The sequence below is a fragment of the Thiomonas sp. genome (assembly GCF_054608695.1).
In genome coordinates, this window is the sequence record NZ_JBTRXV010000077.1 from 1 (window position 1) to 20,339 (window position 20,339).

Below are 20,339 nucleotides of genomic sequence, written 5' to 3' on the forward strand. Positions count from 1 at the left end.
AAGTTCCCGGCCATCGTTGCGGCGGACCCTTCCCCCTTCCCCCCTTCCCCGATGTCCCCTTGCACCCATAGCCATCAACGTGTCTGATCTCTGCGCACACTGGGACGTCCACGGCAATGTTCAAGTCTGGGCGGATGATCGCGTGGTGTCAACCCTGGAGGTCCTGCAGCGCGGCGCGCCGCAATCCTTGCCGTCAGCCGCCGACCGCGTGGAACGTATGGCACGCGATCCCGCTTACCGTTTCGCCATCCTGGCCCTCGTTCACGGCTGCGTCCAACCCGTCAGGCATGCCGAGCCGCCTGCCTCTTAGCCGCGCAAGTCTGCATTCTTTCCCGGCACGGCTCAGCGCGTCCAGTGCTTGCGCCCCAGCGCGGAAGATCACGATGCGTGGGCCTGGAACTCGGTCGGAAGACCGGCGGAAGGGCCGATCCATCCCTTGGTTGATGGCGCATCAAACACGGTGAGCATGGCGTCCCCATGCGCCGGAGTCCACGTCCCCGCGCACCCCGCGATCGAGAGCCCATTGTGTTCACTGCGGCCAAGAAGCTACAGACCCCAACCACGCGCTCACGCCTTCGCCTGCTCACGCAGGGGCTGCTGCTTGTCCTGCCCGCCCTGCTGGTGATGGTGTGGGGGCTATGGGCCGAACGCAATCAATACCACCAGATCCAGGGCCGGGTCGTGCTAGAGGCACGGCGCGAAGCATCAAGCGATGCGAACGCCATCGCCAATCGCCTTCAGACCCGGTTCACCGAATTGCAGTTTGCTGCCGCCGCCCTGCACGGCCCCGACGCCGACCCGGCGTCCCCAGACCCCAAAGCCGCGCAATCCCTGCGCCGCCTCATGGCATGGCATCCCGGGCTTTACGTCGTCAACATCGAAGCGCCCGATGGCACCGTCCTGTGGTCCACCGAACCACATCGCCAGGCGCCGGGGCTCACGGAGCAAGCGCTGACGCCGTTGGCATCCAACCCCAATTTTTTGCTGGGGCCAAGCCGAGCCATCGCCCGCGCGAGCGCGCGCGTCTTGACCATGAAGTATCGGGTGCAGGATGCGCAAGGACGGACCCGATACGTCGTCAGCGCTCCGTATCGACTGGATCGACTGCTCGGCCTTTCCCAATCCCGGATTCCATGGACACTCGCCATGCTCGACGTGCGCAGCCATCGCGTGCTCGGTGTCTGGAAGCAGGGACAGGTGGACTTCGGCCCCAAGACGGTGGCCTCTGCGGCGGTTCAGGTCGCGGTTCCAGGATACCCGCTGATCGTGGAGGCGAGTTGGCCATCCGGGCTGGTGCGGCAGCGGTATTGGCAGACCGCGCTGATGCGCTGGATCTTCGAAGCGGGGACCATCCTGCTCCTCGGCCTCGTCGCCTTGAGCGTGCGCCGCCAGATTCGCCAACGCGGACTCGATGCCAAGCGCCAACGCCAACTGGCGGAATTCAACGCCATGCTGGCTCAAGTCAATCAGGCGATCGCCCGCGCCGACGACGAGTCGTCCCTGCTCACGACCCTGTGTCAGATGACCGTCAAGCTGGCCAACCTCAAGCTGGCCTGGATCGGACGGCCAGGGGACACGCCAAGCGTCGAGGTTCTCGCCGCGGCGAGCAACGCACAGGGCATCCTGGGCGGACTCGCGGTGGCCGGTCGCCCAGGCGTGACGGAGGGCCAGGGGGCGATCGGGCGGGCTTGGCGCGATGGGCAGAGCGTGCGCCTTCCGATCGTTGCTTCCACGCGATCACCGGATCCCCATGCCGAACGTGCAAACCACTTCGATGTGCGCTCCATGGTCGTTCTTCCCATTCGACGCAGCGGCAGAATGTGGGGGGTGTTTGCGATGTACAGCGGACGCGCCGAACTCTTCGGCAGCATCGCCGAGTCCCTGCTCGACCGGCTGGCATCCGACGTCTCCGGCGGCCTCGATCGCATGGACCTTGCGGAGAGAGCACGTCATGCTGCGCTGTTGCGTGAAGCGCTGTTGGACAACGCGGTCGCGGGCATTGCGCTGACGCGAGGGCGCCGCATCGTCGACGCCAATCCGCGATTCGCGACCCTGCTCGGGTATGCCAGCAAGGCGGCATTGATCGGTCAGGCGACCGGCATCCTCTACCCCGATGACAGCGAGTTCGCCCGCGTCAAGTCCCTGTATCCGGATCTCTATGCCACCGGCTCCGTGCAACTGACGAGCGTACGCCTGCGGTGCCGCGACGGCGGCGTCATCACCTGCGACCTGTCTGGCGGCATCGTGCAGGACATGCAGCACGCCCTCGCCGTCTGGACGGTCGTCGACGTGACGGCGCGGGATCGACTTCAGGCGCAAGTCGAGCACCAGGCGCTGCACGACACGCTCACCGGGCTGCCCAACCGAAGGGCGCTGGAAGCGCATCTACCCAAGGCGGTCGCGCGCGCTCATCGCAACGGCACGGCGATGGCTGTCGGCATGATCGATCTGGATGATTTCAAACCTGTCAATGACACCTGGGGCCACGAGGCCGGCGACGCGCTTCTCCAGGAACTGGCCAAGCGGCTGCGGGCCGAGTTGCGCGAGTCGGATTGGCTCGCCAGGCTTGGAGGCGATGAATTCATCGTCGTGATCGAAGACCTGGACGCGTACCAGACGACAGCCCAACTCGCTCGGATTGCCGATCGGCTGCATCACGCGGTGGAGACTCCGGTGACCGTCGCCCCGGGACAGACGGCAACGGTCGGCTTGAGCATGGGGCTGGCACTTTTTCCGACGGATGCCGAGGAGGGTGACGCGCTGATGCGTCTGGCCGATGCCGCGATGTACCAGGCCAAGATGCACAAGCACGACGGCACGTCCTGGTGGCGCTTGGGGACCGTGAGTTCAGCGGCGCCGGAGCGCGAAACAGGGTTCGATGCCTACGGTCGGGACGCTGCCGCCCTCCTGGATAAGGCCAGGGCGCATTTTGCTGAAGTGGCGGAACATTTTGTCGATACGTTCTATGCCGACCTGGATCGAGAGCCCCATTCCAGGGACATTCTGGCGAATCTGAGCACCCCGGAAATGGCGGCGCTCAAACAACGCCAAGCAGGTCATCTTCGCCTCTTGCTCGCCCCTGAGACGACCCTGGTGGACGTTCAACAGGCAGCGCAACATCTCGGCCGCTCCCACTCCCTGGTTGGCGTCAACAGCGCGTTGCTGGTGCATTCCCTGGCCTTGTATCGAAGACTGCTGACGGAACATCTGAACCAGGCCCTTTTGCCGGCACGGGAGCGCTACCGGATTTTGCTGGTCGCCGAAAGACGCCTTCAGGACGACATTCAAACCCAATTGCAGGTTGGTGATGCGACCATCGGGTCCTATCTGGACGTTCTGGCGACCCCGCTCCCGAGGCACGGACAGTTGCTGGCGGATGTTCGCCCCCTGGAGCTTGCGGTCCTCGCAAAGCTCCCCGGAGTTCTTGGCGCACTCCTGATGCGCCCGAACACGCTGGGCATTTTCACCGTCGAGGACTGCGCCGGATCGCAATGCGAGGGCATCGCCGCGACCCTCCGCGCCACCGACTCGCAGGTCGTGATCCATGATCCGGCGGATCCGCGCAGCAGCAGCGTGATCGCCCAAGCCTGGCGACGCGGCGAGATCGTCGGCTTGGCGTCTTACACACGCGACCCGCGCCATGCCTTTTGGCGCGAGTCTGCACGGGCGCTCGGCCTGCGATCCGTTCTCGCCATTCCGCTGAACGACGCAACGGGCCATGTTGTCGCCGTGCTCGCTCTCTATGGCGCCTATCCTGGTCAATTCGAGTCGGCGGTGATGCGGCAAGTCGCACGGGGAATCCAGCAGCGCTGGGAACAAATTGGGTTGCGCTGCAGCGCGCCTGCGGCGGTCGTGACGCAAGAACGCGCGGAGATCTTGCGGCAGCAGCTTTTTGCCGGCGGCTTGCGCATGTTCATGCAGCCCATCGTCGATTTGCGCAGCGGCCACTTGATCAAGGTCGAGGCACTGGCTCGCCTTGAACTGGCTGACGGACCGATGATTGCCCCTGGGGTGTTCCTTCCGCTGCTGGGGGAAGCCGAGTTGAGCCGTCTCTTCCGCATGGGGTTGGACAAGGCGCTCGGACACCTCGCCCAGTGGGATGCGCAAGGTCTGCGCATCGGTGTGTCCGTCAACATGCCCCCAAGCGTGCTGCGCGACAGCGAATGCGTCTTGTGGGTCGAGGACATCCTTCGCCTGCACGGCATTGCGTCGGACCGGCTGACCCTGGAACTGCTGGAGACCCAAGTCCTGGATAGCGGAGCGCAGGACACGGCGCTGTCCCAACTCAAGCGCCTGGGTTGCGAACTCGCCATGGATGATCTGGGTTCCGGCTACAGCAGCTTGCTGCGGCTGACGAGCGTGCCGTTCGACACCATCAAGATCGATCAAGGACTTCTCATGCGCATCCGCGACAACCCCCTCGAAACCTTGGGCCTGATGGTCACGATCATCCAGATGGGGCGGGATCTTCGCCGGGATGTGGTCGTCGAGGGATTGGAGGATGCCGGGATGATCGAAGCGGCGATGCTCCTGGGGGCGCAATACGGGCAGGGTTTTGGCTTGGCCAAACCCATGCCGCCGGATCAAATCGTGGCATGGCGTGCTTCCCTCCAAGGCCCAGCAAACCCGCTCAAGATTCGGACGTTTCTGGGGGCCTTGGCCTATTCCTGGTTTCAGATGCGGGGAGACGCATACGGGCAGTCGCTGACGCCGTATCCGGTGGCGGACTTCTTGCATGCGCGCGGCCTCCAGACCAGCCCCGCTGCGCAGTGGCACGCCCAGGTCCACGCGAATCCAGGCGACCTCGACACGGCCCGCAAACTGCTGGACTGGTTGGTTGCACAAGTCCAGAGGGAAGGACAGCATGCAGGCGCTTGATGGCCTGTCGGACGACCCGGTGGACGATCCGATTCGGGGCCGCCTCTCGTTCATGCGTTTCTGGGGGTAGCCACTCGAATGGCGGAGGGCTGTTGTTCACGCGCGCGCAACGATGCCAGGTGTCGTTGCGATTTGCGCGCCCCTGGCCTGCACCTGCCCAAGTTGCTGACGCGTTTGAACGCCGGTCGCGCGCTGGAGTTCTGGCCATGATCGATCTCGACCACAACGCAACCACCCCCCCGTGGCAGACGAAGTCATTCAGGAGATGCGGGACGTGCTCGAACGCGTCTGGGCCAATCCCTCGTCGGCCCATGGCCCGGGCCAGGCGGCGCGGCGCGTGCTGGCCGCGCGTCTGCGCGCGGCCGGATGCCCGGTCGACCTGATCCCGGTGGACGGTGAAGGCCGTCGCGGCCTGCAGGCCGCGCACGCCTTGATCGGCGCAGACGTGGCGCTGGTCAGTGTGATGGGCGCAAACAATGAGACGGGGGTGCACATGCCCATGGAGGAACTGGCTGAAATCGTCCATGCAAAAGGGGCGCCGCTGCCGCCGAGCGTGCGGCATGCAACCTGGCCGCTGGCATCGATCGCATGACCGCACTGCGTGAGCGTTTCGAATCCGGCCTGAAGCGAGCATTGCGGAACTGAGGATTTACGGTTCCGCCACCCGGCGCCTGCCCAATACGGGCTTGGTGCGTTTTGGAGAACTGAAGGCCGCACGCGTTGGAAGGGCGGGGGTGATCGCCGCGTCGGGCTCAGCCTGCTGCGCTGGCGTGGACCCGGCCATCCCATGTGCTGCTGGCTCAAGGCGAGAGCCCACAGCACGCACGTTGCGCGGTGCGGTTTTCGCTCGGGCGCTCAACCACATCCGCGGAGATTGACGCGGCACTGTCGGCCGTAGAGCGGGTGATCCGGCCATTGCTGAACACGCGTGGTTGACGGCAATCCCCCCAAGCAGCAACGGGTCGCCATTCCGATGTGTCAGTGCGGGCAGAACAACCTCGCCGCAGACTCTTGTGAACGGCGATCAATAACCACGAATGCCATCGCCAAGACGCATCAACCGCGACAACCCGTTGAAACAAGACATTGGCGCCTTTTTTGTCGCTCTGCTGCGACGCCCACCCAGCTATTTTGATTTGCGTCAAATTCATCGCTCATGGGACTTCCTAGCATGAACTCGAATTTCATGAAATATCTTGTCACGGGAGAAAAAACAATTCTGAAAACCCTTAACTTCTGGTTGGCGCCAGCGACTGCAACCAGAACACGTTTGCGCAGCTTATTGAAATCCGTCTTTTTTGCCATTCTGTCGTTTTTAGGCGCAGGTCTATTGGGCACGCCGGCCCAGGCCGTTCCAGCCTTTGCCCGTCAGTCCGTCTCGACGAAGGCGGCCCCCGCCGGCCGCAGATGATTGCTACACATGACCTGCCTGCGTCGGCCAACTTCCATCACGATGCCCCGGTTGCGAAAGTCTTGTTCTGCAGGGACGCCGACGCCGCATCGCTGTCGTCTGGTCAATCGGCCTTCGTCGACTCGCGCGACAGGGGCCAATCCACGGTGCTCGACGCCCACATCAAGAGTGCCGAGTGCTTTCACAAGCCCTGGATGCCAAGCAAGGCGGCCAAGCAGAACCGGTGCGCGCGTGTCCAAGGCCACCAGCCCAACGTCCTGCGATTCATCGGTTGGTTCGATGCGCTGGGTGTTGGGGCTGTCCTCACACGAATCCACCAAGACCCCGAAATCATGGACAGTACCACCCAACACTGCATCGAGCAGACCCTGCACAGTCTGGAAACGCTGAATTTTCTTGCCGAGCCAACTGGCGACTTTGCCATTTTGCACGCCAATCCAACCGCGCAAAACACCGTCACGCGGTTCACCAGCATGTTCAAGAGCTATCTGGGCGGGATGGACCCCGCTCAGCTCCATGGCCAACCGCTCAAGCTCATCATCCGCGATGGGAAGGACACGCAACAGCGGCTTCAGGATGTGGCCAGCGGCAGACGACCATCCATTCACGAGCAGATCGAGATCGGAACGTTTGTCTTCTCCCTGGTCGTGGCGGCCATTCGTGATCCGCAGGAACGCGTTCTTTGCCTGCATGCCAGTCTGCGCAACATCTCGGCACGGCGCGAAGCGGTGCAAGTGAATGATCGGCTCAAGGCCGTTCTGGGCTCGCTGATCAAGGCCGAGACCGAGGTCGGTCAATCGATGCTTGCCGTGGATTCGGCCATCGGCAACATCAAAGATGTGATGTCGGGCAATGCCCGATCGGTCAGCGAACTCCTCGTGCAGGTCAAGACGATCGCCTCGCTCGTGCAGACCATCCGCGAGATCTCCCACCAGACCAATCTGCTCGCGCTCAATGCGGCGATCGAGGCCGCTCGAGCCGGTGAAGCCGGCAGGGGATTCGCGGTGGTCGCCGACGAAGTACGCAATCTGGCGCGGCGTGTGCGGGAATCCACCCTGAGCATTGAAGGCAATACCGATGCGATCGCGACCCAGACGCAGCAGATCGAATCCACGAGTCACCAATCCAGCCAGGAACTCGCTGCCGTCGACGCCGTGGTTGCCAAGCTGCAGACTCAGGTCAAGGACATGCAGCGTTTCGCCGCGCAAACGCTGCTCAGGTCGGCCGAGGAGGACCACAAGAATTTTGTGATTCAAATCCTGGCCGAAGCGGAAGGCCATCCGCCCACCATGCAAGCCGCCGCCGTGCCTGACCACCATCAATGCAGCTTTGGTCAGTGGTACGACAGCCGGGGCCAGGAGGCCTTCGGCGAACGGTCCGCGTTTCGGTCGATCGAGACGCCCCACGCGCAAGTTCATGCCCTTGCTCGCCAAATACTGCAAGCCGCGCATGACGGTCGGCGCCAGCAGATCCCACAGATGACAACCTCGCTGCTTGATCAAGAAAAACAGGTGATCGAGCGTCTCCAGGCACTCAGCGGTCAGCTGTAATCGGGTCGTCACCGAACGCCGGCGCCGAGGGACATGGGGCTCCGTTCGCTGCCGAGGCGCTGGCGGCGGCGCGACGAAGGGTGATCGCGACCGCAAGGACCTGTCCCTGGCGCCGAGGGCTCCGAGCATTGCGCACAACCACCAACATCACGATCCTTGGCAAGGCGACATCATGAACGCACAGGCACCCATCACTGAACTGCCCCAGCTCCTGGCTGAGCGTCCTGTGGACCTTCGCGCAGCGCAGGTCGCGAAGCTATCGCCCGCAGAACGCGATCTCCTGGAACTGCAGCGTGACTTCGTGGATCAGGTCACGGATGGCGCGACGCGATTGTGCGCATCCGTTTCGATTCCAAGGCCGCATTGAGCCAGAATCAACAGCACGCGAAACAGCAGACCGGGCGCATCGCAGGTGCCGGGCAGGAACTGGGCCGGCTGGTCCAGGGCACGGATGGATTGGTGATCCAGGCACAGCAAATGGATGCCGAAGCTGGCCGTATTGACCAACTCGCCGCGGAGGGAGCCACGCAAAGTGCATCGATACGGGACCTGTTCGCCGACTTGGTGAAGCAAAACAAACACAATCGCGCGGAAATCCTGGCGCTTCAAGAACAGTTCAGAACGGTGGTGCAACACATGCGCACGATTCGCAACATTGCGCAGAAGACCAACTTGTTGGCCCTCAACGCGGCCATCGAAGCGGCGCGTCCCGGTGAGGCAGGTCGCGGGTTTGCGGTGGTGGCCAATGAGATTCGCAATCTCGCGCAAATCACTGAAAAATCCACGCCCAGTATCAACGATTCGGTGGGGACCATCGGCACGTCGCTGCTGGCAATAGGGCAGTCGACCGACCAGTTTGCGACGCGCATGCAGTCGAGCCATGCGCAGGTGCAGGACATCACCGGCCACTTTGCCGACATCGCGAGCGGTGTGAGCAACGTCGCCCGGCAGACCTCCTCGGCATCGGCGCAACTCACTGCGCAGGCGCAGCATCTCAGGGGACTGGATCAAGACTTTGACACGATGGCGGCACAGGTGCGTGCGAACGCCGAGGAGGCCGTGCAGACCTCGACCCGCATCACCGATGCCCTTGAACAGGCATTGAACAAAAGTCAGGGCCTCTTTGAGTCGGCCACACTGTTTCGCACCGACTCGCCGGCCAGCCGCGTGATTGGCACGTTGGAACAAGCCGCCGTCGAGATGCAGGCACGCCTGCAGCAAGGGCTCGAGCTTGGGGAACACACCGAAGCCGAGCTGTTCGACGACTACCAGCCGGTGCCAAACACGGATCCGCAGAAATTCACGACACGCTCCACCGCATGGGTCAAGCGCGAGATCCAGTCCATCGAAGACCGCTATCTCGTCTTATCCGACCAGTACAAATACGTGCGGCTGGTCGATCGCAGCGGCTGCGCCGCCGCGCACAACTCGGTGTACGGCCAGCCGCTCACAGGCGACCCGAACATTGACCTGATCGGCAACCGCTCGATGCGCCTGTTCAACGACCCGGTGGGCCTGGCCTCGGCGCGTAACCGGCGAGGCTTTCTGCTCCAGGTTTATGCCCGCGATACCGGCGAGGTCATGCGCGAACTCACGTGCCCGGTGATGCTCGCGGGCACGCACTGGGGCGCCGTGCGCTTGGGCTTCGTCTAACGCGACGCTGAACGAGTCCCTCGTGCGCATCGCATCCCCGCCTCGGGCGGTCTGCATCACGGGAACTTGTTCAGCGTCGCCCTAACCCCACAGGGACGCAGGCGCCTTGCTCCATGCCAGTCTGCGCTACATCTCGGTACGGCATTACGGCATTGAAGCGGTGCAGGTGAACGATCGCCGTGCGATGGCCTCGCACGGTTTTATGCGGGCCAAAAGACGCTTTCTGTCGACTGACCTGCCGACTTCTGAGCGCCCCCAGGGTCGGCTCGCCGACCCGCCCCCCGTGGGGGTCAAGGAAATTTGGGGCGGCCCTGCGTTTCCTTGAGAGTGAATCAGCCGCCCGACGCGTTGCGTTCCCGCCCGGGCTGCGCAGCGCCGCGTGAACAATTTCACGCTTTGGCCAATTTTCGGAAGCCTGACGTGCATTGTTTGCGCGAAGTCATCGCTTCTGCGCCGTCCTCAGGCCTAGGCTTCGCGTCACCCATGAAGAAAGAGCGCCTCCCTGATGACCCCGATCAAGCCACGGATTGACGCCGACAATCTCTCCTCGGCAAAGACTTCAAGCCAGCGGTTGGATGGCTGGCTTGCCGAGGTCGATGCGTTGTTGCAGGACCCTCGCGGCCGGTTTCGGCCGCGGACCCTGGTGCTCATTGATGCGCAGCGCCCTGAGGCGGATCGCTTGGTCATGCAAGTCGGGCTGGACGGGCAGGGCCGCATCAACGTGGCCACCGCCGAGGCACTGTGCGCCGCCACGTCCTACTGGATCGAAGCCATCCCTGGCGCATCCGACGTGCCCGAGGGGCTGTATGTCCTGGAAGGCACGCGACTCGGGCATCGCCCCGATGACGTCGCAACGCCGTGCTGGATCAATACGCTCGTCCCCGCCGATCTGACCGCCGGCACCCCTGCCGCGACGTCACGGTAGGAGCAGACCCATGTTCGAAAAATGGCGAGGTCTGCGTCCGGCCTCTGTGCTGGTGGCGCTGAGTGCGCAGATCCCGGCCACGCATGCGCTGTTCGTGCTCATGGGTGAAACCAAGGCCCTCGCCTTCATGGAACGGACCATCAACCGCCTCGCGCACCGTGCCGCCGCCGCATCCGGGCTTGTTGTCCACATGGATTCCACGTCCCTGCTCGTCTTGTTCGAGCAAGCCGAGCAGGCTTTGCAGGCTGCAAGCGCCATGCGCCTGCACCTGGACCAATGGTGTCAGAACTTCGATGCGCACCTGCGACTCGACCTGGACATGGGGCTGAGTTGTGGTGCCGTGCTGTGCCGCCCGCCGACCTACGAGGGAGAAACCCTGCTCCGCGCCGTCTCCTTGGCCACAGGGGCGAGCGAAGGGCAGACTCTGCTCGACGAAGCCGTCGTAGCCCGCCTGCCCGAGATGCTCGTCAGCCAACTCCAGCCTGCCGCCGCAGCGGATACCGACGGCGTGCGTCGGGCTTGGATGGTCGCTTGCACCCAAGCGCCGGGAACGCCGCGCGCCGCACCCCTGTGGCTCAACCTGCGCAGTCCCGATGGGCGTGTGAACATGACCTTCACCCCGGGACGCCCCATCCGCATCGGCAGGGATCCGCGCGCCGACGTGGTTCTGCAAACGGCCGCCATCTCCCGCCAGCATGTGGTCATTGCCTGGCGTCATGGGTCCTACACGCTCTCCGACACCAGCCGCAATGGGACCTGGTTGCAAACCGGGCTGACGGGAGCGGTCACGCGCATCGCCCATAACGTGGGCCTGCTCGGCGGGGCTGGATCGTTGCGCCTGGGGAGGGAGCCTCAAGCCTGTCGGCCGCCCGACCTTCTGTTCAGTGTCACTCCGCTACCGGCGGTGCATGACCTGACGATCGACCGACCTGGGTCCAGCGAGTCCTTTGCATCGACCGGCCCGTTCGCATGACCGGCCCGCCCCCTGTGTCGCCATGACCCGCCGTTTCAACGATCCGACGAGCAAACTCGTGGACGTCGATTGGGACGACCCCCGCCTACAGGATCTGTTGCAAAAGATCGAAGGCCTACGCCTGGACAACCGCGGCACCTTCAAGGCCAGGCCTGTGCGGCTGCACTTGGGCTGGCACGTCACCTCCGGCCCTGACTCCTCGGGGGTCCCCGTCACCGTGGTGGGAGATTCCGGCCCTGGTGGTCTCGTGATCAAGACCGATTTTCCGCTGCAGCCGGGCGAGCCCGTGACCCTGGACCGAAGGCTCGCCACGGGCGTCGGCAGTCTGCTGCAGTGCGACGTCGAGCGCTGCAAGTCCGGCTCGCGCCCTGAGGATCAGGGGCACGGCGTGTTCATCAGTTGGCTGCGCGTGCACAGGACACGATGAACTAGGCACCGCAATGTTGAAATCGCACGTCAGCCAACTTGTCAGCAAGGAGATCCCGCGTTGGCAGATGCTCCTCCTGATCCTGCCGCTCATGATGGTCGCCGCGTGGGGCGCTTGGGCGGAAATTGGGCATTTTCGGGAAGCCCGGGCCCAGACCGCGCAGGATGCCAAGCGCGCCGCTTCCAGCTATGCCCGAGGCGTTGCCACGCAACTCGATACCCAGTTCGTCGTCTTGCAATTCGCGGCTGCGTCCCTGCGTGAGTCTTCCTCCGACTTAAGCAGACCGGACCCTGCTGTGGTGTTGCCACTGCGCCGTTTTTTGGCACAGCACAACGCTCTTTTCGCTTTCGACATCTTGTCTTCCAATGGCGACAGGATCCTCTGGTCAACACACCGGCAAAGCAGCAGGCCCATTGCACTGGGCAATCAGTTCACTCCATTTGCGTCCAACCCAGACCTGTTGTTGGGGCCTGTACATGCTTCGTCGCGCGTGGGCACGCATGTACTTCTCATGCGATTTCATGTTCCCAACAACGCCGGAAGATCGGCGTACTTTGTCGGATCTCCCTACAGGCTGGATCCGTTGCTCGCACAAGCGCAGGCTGGCCAACCGTGGACGTTTGCCGTGCGTGACCTTCGTAATGCCGGCTTGCTCGGCGTGTGGCAGCAAGGGCGGGTGAAATTTACCGACGCTCCGAGCACGGAAGATGCCGTTCGTGCCGATATTCCAGGCTATCCCTTCGCGGTGATAGCAAGCTGGCCCACTGCGTTGCCACTGAAGATGTATTGGCAGCAGGCTCAAGGGCGCTTGGCTTTCGAGCTGGGCACGATGCTTTTGTTGGTCCTCGCGGCAGGGAAAATCGCCCAAATGATTCGTGAACAACGTCACCAGTCCGCCCTGCAGAACACGTTGCTGAACAACGCGATGGTCGGGATTGTCTTGGCCACCAACCGCCACATCTTGCAGGCCAATCACCGCTTTGCAACGATGCTCGGCTATGCCGATCCCCAGGGATTGGAAGGCCGATCCACCGCGATGGTATACGCCTCGTTGAAGGATGATGAGCGGGTCAGTTCGGCATATCCAGCCCTGCTTTCGCAAGGCAGCGTGTTTATCCCGAGCGTCCAGATTCGTCGCCTCGACGGCAGCACCATCGTCTGCGATCTGGCCGGAAAAATCGTTGAAGATCGCAATACCCGTGATCTGTCGACATCGGTTTGGGCGTTTCTGGATGTCACCGACCGACATCTCTTGCAAGATCGTCTGGAACGTTTGGCCACGCATGATGCGCTCACGGGCCTGCCCAACCGCTTCGCCTTGGAGCAGCGCCTACCCCAGGCGCTGGCACGTGCGAAGCGACACAACACTCTGGTCGCTGTGGGCCTGATCGATCTGGACGACTTCAAACCGGTCAACGACACCTGGGGCCATGAATCCGGCGATGGACTGTTGCAGGAACTTGCGCGCCGATTGCAGGGCCTTCTCCGTCAGACCGACCTGTTGGCCCGTCTTGGGGGGGACGAATTCATCGTGATCATCGAGGATCTGGATGAACTGCAGGTGGCCCAGCAACTCACCCAGGCCCTGGCACGGTTGCATCAGGCCGTAGAAGATCCTTTCGAAATCGCCCTGGGACAAAGCGCCACCGTAGGAATGAGCATGGGCGTAGCGCTCTTCCCGCGCGATGGGGAGGATGCAGACAGCCTGATCCGTCAGGCCGACACTGCGATGTATCAGACCAAGGCCCACAAACGCGACCGCACGCATTGGTGGCACCTGAGCAGCGATGGCGACGAGCTGCCCGCGCGCGAGCGGCCCTTCGAGCCTTATGGAGAAGACGCCACCGCTCTGTTAGACAGGATGCAGAACGTTTTTCAAACCATTTCGATCCAGTTCGCTGAGGAGTTCTACACGCGCTTGGCACGTGCTCCCGCACCAGCCGCCATTTTGGCCAACCTGAACCCGCAGGAGATGCAGGCCTTGAAGACGACCCAGGCTGAACATCTGCGGTTTTTGCTCGCCCCCCACACCACGCAAGAGGCCATCATTTCCCGTGCGCAACGCCTGGGGCAGGTGCATGCGCTGGTGGGCGTCGATAGCGCAACATTGGTGCAGTCTCTGTCGCTGCATCGCGAACTGCTGCATGCAAAACTGAGCGCAACGACCATCACGGCACGCACGCGCTATCAACTCATGCTGGCTGCGGAAAAACGCCTGCAGGACGACATGCAAACGCAGTTGCAGAGCCTGGATAAAACCGTCGAGCAGTACCACTCTGCGCTTGCGGCCGATTTGCCGCCAAGAGGAGTTCTGTGGGCAGAGGCAATGCGCGTGGAGCTCGATTCGCTAGCAGCGTTGCCGGGCATCCTGAACGCCGCCATCGAAGTCCCGGATGAACGGGGAATCTTTCAACTGACAAGTACGGCTGGCTTGCATTCCGATGCGATTCAAGCCATCACCCGACAGTCGCACTATCAGCCCCGTCTGGATCCGACCTCTCCATTAGGGCAAGCCTTGGTCAGCCGGGCCTGGAGAAGCCGATCCGTCTTGAGCTCCGGAGCTTATGGGCAGGATTCTCGATTTGCCGCCTGGCACGCTCAGATGCTGCCTTTGGGTGTTCGCAGCGCAGTAGCCCTCTCAATCTTGGGCGAAGAGGGGCATCCGATTGCCGCATTTCGAATGTTCGGCGCTTACCCAAATCAGTTTGAATCCTTTTGGATGCGGCAATTTGTGCGAGCTCTACGCCGCCGCTGGGAAGAGATCAGGCGCCGATGCCATTGCCCTGCGGATTCGCACGCGCTGCGCCTTGACGAGGCGCAAATCTATCGGCAGCGGCTCTTTGCCGGCGGCCTGGCGATGTTCATGCAACCGGTGGTGGACTTGGGCACAGGCAGTGTGCAAAAGGTTGAGGCCCTGGCGCGGCTCAAACTGGAGGATGGCACCATTGTGCCGCCGGGTGTATTTCTGCCTCTGTTGTCCGACGCGGGGCTCGACCGGCTGTTTAAACTCGGGCTGAAGCAGTCCCTGGAGATACTTAATCACTGGGATGCCCAGGGGCTGCGCATCGACATCTCGGTCAATCTTCCACCATCGACCCTGCTGGATATCCATTGCTCGCAGTGGATCGAAGAAGCCCTGCGCCAACACGGCATCGCCCCCCACCGGCTCACGCTGGAACTGTTGGAGACCCAGGCTATCGATCAGCGCGCCCAGAGCGAAGCCATCGACCAACTCGTGCGCCTCGGTGTCAAACTGGCGATGGACGATCTCGGCTCAGGCTACTCCAGCCTCAAGCGTTTGTCTGTCCTGCCTTTCGATGCGATCAAGATCGACCAGGGTCTGCTCACCCAGTTGCGCATCTCCCCCCTGGAGACCGTCGGCTTGATCTCCACACTCATCGAGATGGGGCGGGATCTGAATCGGGCTGTGGTGGTCGAAGGGTTGGAAGACGCTGGCATGGTCGAAGCTGCCATGGTTCTGGGTGCCGCCAAGGGCCAAGGTTACGCGCTGGCGCATCCAATGCCTGCTGAAGACGTACCTGATTGGGTCCGCCAATTTCGGATGCCGACCGAGCCTGGCACGATTCACACTCTTCTCGGGACGTTGGCGTACCACTGGGCGGTTATGCACTGCCGCCGCTTGGCGGAGACCCTGCCGCTTGATAACGCGCAGGCCACGCGCCTTTTCGAGGAGCAGGGATGGCAAGACACCGAAGCTGCCGCCTGGAATGCCCAAATTCACGCGGGCACGGACGTTGCCAATGCCTCGCACAAACTTTTGCAATGGCTTGTAGCACGCGTGAAGGAGAATCGAACGCTCTGAACCGAGCGTTTCGCGAACGGATTTGCTCGTTCCGCTGAAAATTCGGCGGTGGCATCGAGTTATGGACCCTCAAGCGCGTGGGCATGCTCATCGAGCGACTGTACGATGTCAAGTTCGGCCAGACGCAGATCTGGCGCATCCTGGGTGGGCTGGGGTTCTCCGTGCAAAAGCCCAAGCGCCGCGCCCTCGAGCGCAACGAGGCTGCTGTGCAGTGTGGAAGCGCCAGACCTGGCCTGCCCTCAACAAAAAGCCAAGCGACAAGGACGGCTGATCGGCTTCATCGACGCGTCGAGCCTGAGCGAGCGGCCCACGCGGGTGCGCACCTGGGCACCGAAGGGCTAAACCCCCATCATCCAGTTCCACGTCAACTGGACCCACGTCAGCGTGATGGCGGGCTTGAGCCGCACGAACTGCCTGTTCCGGCTGCACGAGGGCTCAATCAAGAAAGAACAGCACGTGGAGTTCCTCAAGGCCTTGCGTGCACACTTCAAGCAGCCCTTGCTGATCCTCTGGGATGGCTTGAAGGCGCACCGCAGCAGCGAGGACCTGGCCTCCACCGAGGGAGACGTCCAGATGGCGTTCTTGCCGCCATGCGCCCCCGACCTCAATCCAGTCGAGTCCCTCTGGGCCTGGCTCAAGCGTCATGCGCTGGCCAACTTCTGTCCGGCCAACCTCGACGAACTCAACGTCACCGCCCGCAACCAACTCAAGAGCGCACAGCGCCGCCCTTCGATCATCGCCGCGTGCTGGGTCCAAGCGGGTTGTGGTGATGTCGCCATTTAGGGAAAGCTCAATAATCCTCTGCTGATGTTTCGCGGGTAACATCGGTCCCTGGCTCCCAGCAATAGCGGGTAACGCCCCTCGCGCTGCTTGCAGCGAAGTCTTTGTGTGCATTTTTTGCGGATCTTGTCATGCGCTGTGCCCTGGGCCGGTTTTCTGTGGGCGTTGCCTTCCTCTTGGTATCGGTATCGCAGCTCGCGCTTGCGCAGCCGCCGAGAACCGTCTTTCTGGACGACTGGACCTGGACCGAACTCCGTGACGCCATTCAGGCCGGTACCACCACGATCATCATTCCCATCGGTGGCACCGAGCAAAGCGGGCCGTATATCGCGCTGGGCAAGCACAACGCCCGCGTGAAGGCGCTGTCGCAACGGATTGCACAGGCGCTGGGTCAAACGCTCGTCGCACCGGTGATTGCCTATGTGCCGGAGGGCAGCTACGCGCCGCCGACATCACATATGCGCTTTCCCGGCACCATCACGGTGCCGGATGGTGCGTTCGAGCAAACACTGGAGTCCGCCGCCTACAGCTTCAAGGTCCACGGCTTCAAGACCATCGTCTTTCTTGGTGACCACGGCGGCTACCAACGCGACATCCGGCTGGTGGTGAATCGACTCAACAAGGCGTGGGCCGGATCGGGTGTCCGAGCCTTCGTGCCGCCCGAATACTATGACACCAGTTCGGCCGGTTACGCGCAAATCCTGCGCAAGCAGGGCGTGCCTGCTGACGAAATCGGCACACACGCCGGACTCGCCGACACGTCGCTGCTGCTGGCGGTGGCCCCGCAAATGGTCCGCCTTGATCGATTGCGAAACAGCGCCAAACCCGGGCCGGCCGACGGCGTGTACGGAGGTGACCCGCGCCGCGCCAGCATCGCACTTGGTCAATTGGGCGTCGACGCCATCGTGTCGCGGACTGTCGATGCGCTCAAGAAGGACATGGCTGGACGGTGACGAGCGCCGTTGCTCGGTAGCCGTGACTCTTCAGAACATACTCTTTTCTTTTTCATGGATTCCATCATGGATTCGTCCCGACGTCGCCGCTTTCGTATTGCAACCCTCATCGGGGCCGTGTGGCTTGGTCTGTGCATCGGTGGCGGCGCCAGCGCCGCACCGATTATCGACACGGTCCCCGGTATGCCTCCCGTCGTGAACCCCAACAATCTTTACAGCGAAACAGGCGCCGGGGACCTCAGTCCAGCGATCAAGGGCGCGCTGCCAAGGATTTATGTACCCAATCTGCGCTCCGACGATGTCGATGTCATCGATCCGGCCACGCTCAAGGTTGTTGACAAGTTCCCCGTAGGTCACAGCCCGCAGCACATCGTGCCGTCGTGGGATTTGCAAACGCTGTGGGTCACCAACAATGCCGAAGGCCGCACCGACGGTAGCTTGACGCCGATCGATCCGAAGACCGGTAAGCCCGGCAAGGCCATCCCCGTGGACGATCCCTACAACATGTACTTCACGCCGGACGGCAAAGAGGCCATCGTTGTGGCAGAGGCGCACGCTCGGCTTGATTTCCGGGATCCGCACACCATGGCGCTGCGCTCGAGCCTGCCGGTGCCGCAGTGCCGCGGAATCAACCATGCCGACTTCTCGATCGATGGCCGCTACGCGATCTTCACCTGCGAATTCGGTGGCATGCTCGCGAAGATTGACCTGGTGCATCGTAAGGTCGTCGGCTACCTACGGCTTGGCAACAGCGCTATGCCACAGGACATCCGCATCGCGCCGGACGGCAAGGTGTTCTACGTGGCGGACATGCTGGCCGACGGAGTCGACCTGATCGACGGCAATACCTTCAGGAAAATTGGCTTCACCGCCACGGGTGTCGGCACGCACGGTCTATATCCGAGCCGTGACGGGACCAAGCTGTACGTCGCGAACCGCGGGTCCAACCTCATTCACGGACCGCGTCGTGGCAGAGGAAGCGTGTCGGTGATCGATTTCGCAACCCGCAAGGTCGTGGCAACCTGGCCCATCCCAGAGGGCGGCAGTCCCGATATGGGTGGTGTCAGTGCGGACGGCAAGACCCTGTGGTTATCTGGCCGGTTCGACGATGTGGTCTATGCAATCGATACGACGAGCGGTGCGGTACGCACTATCCCGGTGGGCATGGAGCCGCATGGCCTCACCGTCTGGCCGCAGCCCGGGCGGTACTCGCTGGGGCATACAGGGAATATGCGCTGAGCACTGTTCGCTTTGACGGTGGCCGTTGGCTGATTGCCTCCGCGTCCGTTTGAACATTCGCTGGATTCTCAGCGGGGGCGATGCATGTTGCGCGCCCAACCTTCGCCCCGCCGTGGAGGCGCTCCACGCCAGGGGAGCCCAGATGAACATGCTGACTGGTGACTGCTGGGTCAACGCCCCGACGGAAAGCTAATGGAATGGGTGCCCCCACCCGATCCGGCATCGATGTGCCAAAGTGTGGGGTTTTGAGGTCATCACTTCCCCGAGAGGAGCATCCATCATGAAGATGACGACTGTTGGCCTGGATCTGGCAAAGACCATTTTCGTGCGACCTGAAAGTCGCTTGAGTCTTTGTTTCACAGGAGTTATATCTCGATGAAACCGGTTGTTCCATCAACCGTTCCCTATCCGGACATGCGAGGCTGGCAACGGCCTGGTGTGAAGCTCCGGAGACAACGTAGCCACCGAGTCATCGGTACGTGCGGTCGCGAGGCCAAGCGGAAACTGCCAGCACTGAGGCGGTAAGGAGCTAGGAACGATCGGCTACGACCAACATAGGTGAACTTCAAATGAACGTCGTGATCTTTGAACAAGCCAAAAGTGCTGACAGGCTTGAACCAAAACGGTGTGCGGGCGGGCGTGGTCTCTGAACACTGGGCCACCATGGATGTTGAACCGCCGGCGGAGCTGAAGGGTCCGATCCGATCTGAGATGCAAGTGGAACAGGGTAAGCCCGTAGCGCTGCCGCTGTGCGGCAAGCCACCCGAGAGGAAGGCTGTTGGTGTTGCGGGTAGAGGAATGCAGAAAAAGCGAATGCCGTCCTGTCATGGAGCGGATACGGATTGCGACATCATCCGGCGCGAAAGCGAGCAGACTTCTGCGCGGTCATTTATGGCGAGAAAACTTGATCAGCGTTGTCTCCGGGTGTGTCCATCCCGACGCTGTATCGCTGGGCGCCGGCGACGGTGCTGGACTTTGATATTGACATGAATGCAACTACAATTACGATATGATAAGTCGCTTGCGATTCGAGTGGGACGAGGCCAAGAATCGCGCCAATCAACGCAAGCATGGGGTGAGCTTTGAAGAAGCCGCCCACGTCTTCCACGACCCGCTACAAGTGTCGGTGCAGGATCGGATCGAAGGCGGTGAGCAACGCTGGCAGACCTTTGGTCTGGTCGGTGGTGTCGTCCTGCTGATGGTGGTGCACACCGTGCACGAGGACGATGTGCACGGCCAATCCATCGAGGTCATCCGCATCATCTCGGCGCGGCGCGCCGACCGTACCGAAAGGCAACGCTATGAAGAGCAAAACCGTTAGCCATACGCTGGAGACGCTGCCTCCCCTGACGCCAGCGCAGCACGCCAGGCTCAAAGAGCTAGCCGCCAGGCCGGACAGCGCGATCGACACCAGCGATAGTCCTGTGCTGACAGCAGCGCAGTGGGATGCTGCCGTGCGTGGGCGGTTCTATCGCCCCATCAAGCAACAGATCACGGCCCGCATCGATGCCGATGTGCTGGACTGGCTCAAGGCCCAAGGCAAGGGCTACCAGTCACGCATCAATGCCATCCTGCGTCGGGAGATGCTGGCGGCACGCAAGGCCTGAGTAACCGTGTTGAAAGTCAAGCAGTGAGAGGCTGATTTTGAGCGTTCAGGTGGTCCCGGGTGATGGCATTGAGGTGGGTGATCAGCTTGCGCATGCAGGCGATCAAGGCCACCTTCTTGA

At 62.4% G+C, this 20,339-nt stretch carries 14 protein-coding genes and 5 pseudogenes; 18 read left to right on the top strand and 1 reads right to left on the bottom strand.

Translation table 11 applies throughout. The features are described 5' to 3' along the window. Window positions 1-79 precede the first annotated feature (79 nt). The 18 genes and pseudogenes from ACYCUK_RS18585 (at window position 80) to ACYCUK_RS18670 (ending at window position 20,219) form a co-directional block, all read left to right on the top strand. Window positions 80-310: a hypothetical protein gene (locus ACYCUK_RS18585; RefSeq protein WP_158540957.1), complete on the top strand. Its 231-nt coding sequence runs from the start codon at window positions 80-82 to the stop codon at window positions 308-310. A 215-nt stretch (window positions 311-525) separates the two neighbouring features. Continuing rightward, the gene (locus ACYCUK_RS18590) at window positions 526-4,878 is read left to right on the top strand and encodes an EAL domain-containing protein (RefSeq protein ID WP_461596156.1); all 4,353 of its coding nucleotides are present in this window, start codon (window positions 526-528) and stop codon (window positions 4,876-4,878) included. Window positions 4,879-5,119: 241 nt separating this feature from the next. Next, window positions 5,120-5,470 (top strand): aminotransferase class V-fold PLP-dependent enzyme, encoded by a 351-nt coding sequence (locus ACYCUK_RS18595; RefSeq protein WP_461596157.1) that lies wholly within the window; start codon window positions 5,120-5,122, stop codon window positions 5,468-5,470. 579 nt (window positions 5,471-6,049) lie between these two features. Continuing rightward, window positions 6,050-6,289: a hypothetical protein gene (locus tag ACYCUK_RS18600; RefSeq protein WP_461596158.1), complete on the top strand. Its 240-nt coding sequence runs from the start codon at window positions 6,050-6,052 to the stop codon at window positions 6,287-6,289. Continuing rightward, a pseudogene (locus ACYCUK_RS18605) lies at window positions 6,286-6,486 on the top strand (MBL fold metallo-hydrolase); the annotation flags it as partial. The gene ACYCUK_RS18600 and the pseudogene ACYCUK_RS18605, both read left to right, overlap by 4 nt. A gap of 135 nt (window positions 6,487-6,621) precedes the next feature. Continuing rightward, a pseudogene (locus tag ACYCUK_RS18610) lies at window positions 6,622-7,431 on the top strand (methyl-accepting chemotaxis protein); the annotation flags it as partial. 105 nt (window positions 7,432-7,536) lie between these two features. Beyond that, window positions 7,537-7,839 (top strand): annotated as a pseudogene (locus ACYCUK_RS18615) (CZB domain-containing protein); the annotation flags it as partial. Window positions 7,840-8,011: 172 nt separating this feature from the next. Further along, window positions 8,012-8,206, top strand: a complete 195-nt coding sequence (locus ACYCUK_RS18620; protein ID WP_461596159.1) for a hypothetical protein — start codon at window positions 8,012-8,014, stop codon at window positions 8,204-8,206. After that, entirely contained in the window at window positions 8,173-9,492 is a 1,320-nt protein-coding gene (locus tag ACYCUK_RS18625) for a methyl-accepting chemotaxis protein (protein WP_461596160.1), read from the top strand. The genes ACYCUK_RS18620 and ACYCUK_RS18625 overlap by 34 nt, the downstream gene beginning before the upstream one ends. Window positions 9,493-9,997: 505 nt before the next feature. Continuing rightward, on the top strand, window positions 9,998-10,417 hold the full coding sequence (locus tag ACYCUK_RS18630) for a hypothetical protein (RefSeq protein ID WP_461596161.1): 420 nt from the start codon (window positions 9,998-10,000) through the stop codon (window positions 10,415-10,417). Window positions 10,418-10,427: 10 nt separating this feature from the next. Beyond that, window positions 10,428-11,390: an FHA domain-containing protein gene (locus tag ACYCUK_RS18635; RefSeq protein WP_461596162.1), complete on the top strand. Its 963-nt coding sequence runs from the start codon at window positions 10,428-10,430 to the stop codon at window positions 11,388-11,390. A gap of 22 nt (window positions 11,391-11,412) precedes the next feature. Beyond that, entirely contained in the window at window positions 11,413-11,817 is a 405-nt protein-coding gene (locus tag ACYCUK_RS18640) for a hypothetical protein (RefSeq protein WP_461596163.1), read from the top strand. A 13-nt stretch (window positions 11,818-11,830) separates the two neighbouring features. Continuing rightward, the gene (locus ACYCUK_RS18645; protein WP_461596164.1) at window positions 11,831-15,640 is read left to right on the top strand and encodes a diguanylate cyclase domain-containing protein; all 3,810 of its coding nucleotides are present in this window, start codon (window positions 11,831-11,833) and stop codon (window positions 15,638-15,640) included. A 44-nt stretch (window positions 15,641-15,684) separates the two neighbouring features. Continuing rightward, a pseudogene (locus tag ACYCUK_RS18650) lies at window positions 15,685-16,423 on the top strand (IS630 family transposase); the annotation flags it as partial. Between the two features lie 128 nt (window positions 16,424-16,551). Next, the gene (locus tag ACYCUK_RS18655; RefSeq protein WP_461596165.1) at window positions 16,552-17,373 is read left to right on the top strand and encodes a creatininase family protein; all 822 of its coding nucleotides are present in this window, start codon (window positions 16,552-16,554) and stop codon (window positions 17,371-17,373) included. Between the two features lie 54 nt (window positions 17,374-17,427). Further along, complete coding sequence (locus ACYCUK_RS18660; protein ID WP_461596166.1) at window positions 17,428-18,612, top strand: YVTN family beta-propeller repeat protein; 1,185 nt, start codon at window positions 17,428-17,430, stop codon at window positions 18,610-18,612. A 1,021-nt stretch (window positions 18,613-19,633) separates the two neighbouring features. Further along, window positions 19,634-19,933: a BrnT family toxin gene (locus tag ACYCUK_RS18665; RefSeq protein ID WP_461596167.1), complete on the top strand. Its 300-nt coding sequence runs from the start codon at window positions 19,634-19,636 to the stop codon at window positions 19,931-19,933. After that, window positions 19,914-20,219 carry a BrnA antitoxin family protein gene (locus ACYCUK_RS18670; protein WP_112486469.1) on the top strand — a complete coding sequence of 102 codons (306 nt, stop codon included), beginning with the start codon at window positions 19,914-19,916 and terminating at the stop codon, window positions 20,217-20,219. The genes ACYCUK_RS18665 and ACYCUK_RS18670 overlap by 20 nt, the downstream gene beginning before the upstream one ends. A 16-nt stretch (window positions 20,220-20,235) precedes the next feature. Here the strand turns inward: ACYCUK_RS18670 and ACYCUK_RS18675 are convergent. Next, window positions 20,236-20,339: pseudogene (locus ACYCUK_RS18675) on the bottom strand (IS110-like element ISCARN26 family transposase); the annotation flags it as partial.

What these genes read in the sequence shown, in the direction of transcription:
- ACYCUK_RS18655 (WP_461596165.1), top strand. Translation starts at nt 16,552, where the DNA reads ATGCGCTGTGCCCTGGGCCGGTTTTCTGTGGGCGTTGCCTTCCTCTTG.
- ACYCUK_RS18600 (WP_461596158.1), top strand. Translation starts at nt 6,050, where the DNA reads ATGAACTCGAATTTCATGAAATATCTTGTCACGGGAGAAAAAACAATT.
- ACYCUK_RS18630 (WP_461596161.1), top strand. Translation starts at nt 9,998, where the DNA reads ATGACCCCGATCAAGCCACGGATTGACGCCGACAATCTCTCCTCGGCA.
- ACYCUK_RS18635 (WP_461596162.1), top strand. Translation starts at nt 10,428, where the DNA reads ATGTTCGAAAAATGGCGAGGTCTGCGTCCGGCCTCTGTGCTGGTGGCG.
- ACYCUK_RS18660 (WP_461596166.1), top strand. Translation starts at nt 17,428, where the DNA reads ATGGATTCCATCATGGATTCGTCCCGACGTCGCCGCTTTCGTATTGCA.
- ACYCUK_RS18640 (WP_461596163.1), top strand. Translation starts at nt 11,413, where the DNA reads ATGACCCGCCGTTTCAACGATCCGACGAGCAAACTCGTGGACGTCGAT.
- ACYCUK_RS18670 (WP_112486469.1), top strand. Translation starts at nt 19,914, where the DNA reads ATGAAGAGCAAAACCGTTAGCCATACGCTGGAGACGCTGCCTCCCCTG.
- ACYCUK_RS18620 (WP_461596159.1), top strand. Translation starts at nt 8,012, where the DNA reads ATGAACGCACAGGCACCCATCACTGAACTGCCCCAGCTCCTGGCTGAG.
- ACYCUK_RS18645 (WP_461596164.1), top strand. Translation starts at nt 11,831, where the DNA reads ATGTTGAAATCGCACGTCAGCCAACTTGTCAGCAAGGAGATCCCGCGT.